This is a genomic window from Chamaesiphon sp. OTE_20_metabat_361 (assembly GCF_031364565.1).
This window is the reverse complement of sequence record NZ_JANLWO010000143.1, coordinates 1-3,800: the sequence shown is the minus strand read 5'-3', so window position 1 is coordinate 3,800 and position 3,800 is coordinate 1. Positions and strand designations below refer to the sequence as shown.

General features: G+C 46.2%; 4 protein-coding genes. All 4 read left to right on the top strand.

Going from position 1 to position 3,800, the window contains the following annotated elements:
* Positions 1–1,020, top strand: a 1,020-nt coding sequence (locus RMO35_RS04035) for a cyclic nucleotide-binding domain-containing protein (RefSeq protein WP_309738727.1), incomplete at its 5' end; no start/stop codon positions are given.
* Between the two features lie 223 nt (positions 1,021–1,243).
* Entirely contained in the window at positions 1,244–1,618 is a 375-nt protein-coding gene (locus tag RMO35_RS04030; protein ID WP_309738726.1) for a diacylglycerol kinase, read from the top strand.
* Between the two features lie 94 nt (positions 1,619–1,712).
* Complete coding sequence (locus tag RMO35_RS04025; RefSeq protein ID WP_309738725.1) at positions 1,713–2,078, top strand: Rieske 2Fe-2S domain-containing protein; 366 nt, start codon at positions 1,713–1,715, stop codon at positions 2,076–2,078.
* Positions 2,079–2,172: 94 nt separating this feature from the next.
* Complete coding sequence (locus RMO35_RS04020) at positions 2,173–3,645, top strand: MFS transporter (protein WP_309738723.1); 1,473 nt, start codon at positions 2,173–2,175, stop codon at positions 3,643–3,645.
* The last annotated feature ends 155 nt before the right edge of the window (positions 3,646–3,800 follow it).

Here is a 3,800-nt window from a genome sequence, read left to right as displayed (position 1 = left end):
GGAATTTCTCCAGAAGCTGGCAGTGTCCGCAGAGCAGAATTTTTACTCGCTCAATTACCAGATCTAATTAACTGCTATCGCGGACTCAATCAACCAATTCTATCCGAGCATCAAGCAGTGTTGCTGTTACTCAAGAGTAGCATTCATCACAAGAAAGAGTTAATCGTCCAGAATATTTTAGAAGTAATAATCAGCCTCAAGAGCGATAGAGCCGCGATCGATCTTGCCCAACAATTAGGCAATTTAGCTCCGGTAGTTTTGCTGGAACTATTAGAGTCAGCAGATTGGCAAAAACGACTGCATCCAGAAATAATTGAAAAGCTCAGACCATTATCAGGACTCACAAATACCTGTGCGATCGACTACTCAAGTGAAGAAACCCTCAACTCTCTATCACCATTACTCAACGATCGTAATCCCCTCATTCAAACAGCTTGTCTGTATATTACCGCCCAACTCGCTCTCGATCGCTCTCAAACAATCTCCCGTAATTATACCGATCCTCAAAACTCACCCTTGGTTAATGAAGCCGTCAAAATTATCTTGTCAGCATCTACACAATGCCCATCGTTAAAGACATTTGCCTTGTTAGAAAAAGTGGTGCATCTATTTAATAGCGACTTCTTTAACCGGATTCATAGTGAAACATTAATCGCACTATCCGAACGTGCCGAATTTAGAACCTTTACCGATGATGAAGTGATTACCGAAGCTGGCGATACCTGTCGCGAACTCCTGCTATTAATTGAAGGAAATGCACATATTCTCTTCCATCTCCCCAACCAAGAAGTGCGGATCGAGCAACTCAAATTAGGGCAAACACTCGATGAATTAGAAGTTTTGGCACATAGCGACTCCCAGAATACGATCGTGGCTAAAGGCGATTTTACCCGTATTTTAGCAGTCCCAGTCAACGCCTTTGACGATTTGCTCGATCGCGATCGAGATTTTGCACGGCGCGTATTAGAACTCGAAAGTCGTCAGTTACAAAGATTTATGCGATCGCTGCAAACTATCTAAGATACTTTATAGAATGCCTACGATTGAAATCGTGGCTAATGTTGCAAAGTCCGCCTACGCGGACTGATATATATTTAGTCCGCGTAGCGGCGCACGCTCGTCGGGTTTCCCGACGGTTTAGTGCGATAAGACAGGCGGACTTCGTATCACGAGCAGCGGTTTCTAACCGCTGGGGTTATAGGTAACAACTACTTAGATGATTATTATTGGGGAGTATCGCTCTATGTCGAGACAGTACAGTACTCCTGGCTATCATCCGATTAAAAAAATAAAAGTTATTCTCAAAGGTTTGCATATTGCCGTCATCACGGATTTTAGTGTTGCCTACAAACTAGCATTATCGCTCCCGATCGCCATTGGTGCGATCGCGTTTCATAAATGGGTCGATTTGTCATTGATTCTATTAGCAACTGGTATGATGTTACTAGGCGAATTATTCAACAGTGCGATTGAAATCTTGTGTGATTTTGTCGAATCGCAACAAAATCCCCAGATTGGCGCGATTAAGGATATCGCCGCTGCGGCTGCGGGGATTGGGATCTTTGTGTGGATAGCGATCCTGATTATCGAAGCGATTCAGCTTCTGACAATTGTATAGAAATGCGCGATCGCGGCGATATTTCGCAAATTGCGCTTAACATCCTGGTAGGCTAATCATAATAGTTTAACAATCGTATATTTATTATTGCCCCATGAAAACTGTTTCTGTAGCTACCACCAGCCAAATTAGAGAAGGTGAATTACTAGCTGTTAAAGTCGAGAACCAGAAAGTTATCTTGACGAAAATTGATGACAAAATCTATGCCGTTGAAAATAAATGCCCGCACTTGGGGATGCCACTAGCCAAAGGGAAAGTGTGCGATCGTGCGGTAACATGTCCTTGGCATGGTGCGAGTTTCGATCTGACAACTGGTGAAAATGTCAAGTGGGTCGGTTCGTTTGCGGGAATTCCCCTGCCAGAATGGTCGCATCAAGTGCTCAGCCTGGGCAAGTCAGCTCAAAGTATTCCAACATATCCCGTCACTATTCAAGGCGATGAAGTCTCGATTTCGATCTAGAAGTCACCTTGGGACTATTGTTTCTAACAGCCCTAAAAATTCAGGTTAGAGAGAAGATATGATGATGTCAGATTTTTCTCTCCTTCCCCTTCATATGACTGATTCCCCACCCGAAATCGACGACTCGCCATCTGACAAACTACCGCCATCATCCACCATCGGTAAAATGAATTTTGCGACCAAACTCGCCTATGGAGCGGGAGATGCGGGGGCGGCAATTACGTCGATTTTACTGTTATCTTATCTGTCGCCCTTTCTGACGGATGTCGCGCATTTATCGCCGGGATTGGCGGGACAAAGCCAACTAGTCGGCAAGTTTTGGGATGCAGTCAACGATCCGATGGTGGGCGTATTGAGCGATCGCGGGCAGCTTTTTAGCGATAAGATCCGCAAACGATGGGGCAGGCGTTATCCGTGGATGCTCTGGGGGGCGATTCCATTTGGGCTATTCTTTGCCTTACAGTGGATCGTCCCATTTCCCGAGACCAATCAATTAGGTTTATTTGCCTTTTATACCTTAATTTCGATCTTATTTAATACCTTTTTTACAGTCGTAAATTTACCCTATACCGCCCTTACCGCCGAACTCACCGCAGATTATAACGAGCGTACCAGTTTGAGTACGTTTCGGTTTACATTTTCGCTCGGGGGTAGCATTGTCGCTCTCCTCATCGCTCGGACGATTTTTCAACAGCCTTTAGATCCTGCTACCCAATATCTCACGATCGGCACGATTTGTGCCGTGCTATCGGTATTCCCGTTGTTCTGGTGCGTCTTCGGTACCATTCGCCGCGCGAAAGCCGTCGCCGCAGAGCATCCAGCGGAACTGGAGCCAGTGATGATGCCCATGCGGGAGCAATTACGGTTGGTATTTACCAATCGCCCCTTTCTACTCGTCGTTGGGATTTACCTCTGCTCCTGGTTTAGCCTCCAATTGACGGCAGCGATTATTCCCTATTTTGTCGTCAGTTACATGGGCTTGAAACAAGCAGATTCGCCGTTAGTGATTTTAGCCGTGCAGGGGACGGCGTTGGCGATGCTCTCGGTGTGGAATGCCATCAGTCAAAAAGTGGGCAAAAAAGTCGTTTACTTTGTCGGCACGGGGTTCTGGATCGTCGCTCAATTGGGTTTATATTCGCTTCAGCCCGGTCAAACTACCCTGATGTATATATTTGCGGTCATGGCTGGGTTAGGGGTGTCTACGGCTTATCTAGTACCGTGGTCGATGTTGCCCGATGTCATCGAGCTAGACGAACTCCGCACGGGACAACGCCGCGAGGGGATTTTTTATAGTTTTATGGTGTTCTTGCAAAAAATCTGTCTGGGATTAGCAGTTGCCGGGGTATTACAAAGTTTAGAGCGGACGGGTTATCGGCTCCCTACTGCTGACATCCCGATACCGATTCAACCTGTGGCAGTATTGGACGCTATTCGACTGTCGATCGGCCCAATTCCGATACTATCGCTAATCTGCGGTTTAGTTTGTGCTTATTTTTACCCGATTACCCGCGAAATGCACCAACAGATCGTTTTACAACTACAGGAACGTCGCGAGCAGCAGAATTGAGAATTAGTAATTGATACTACCGATAATTCCAGCGGTTAGAAACCGCCGCTCAGAGTGCAAAGTCCGCCTACGCGGACTGATTAACTAGTCCGCGTAGGCGGACTTTGCATCACTAGCCCCGATTTCAATCGGAGGCTGTCTTGTCTGGCAAGTTA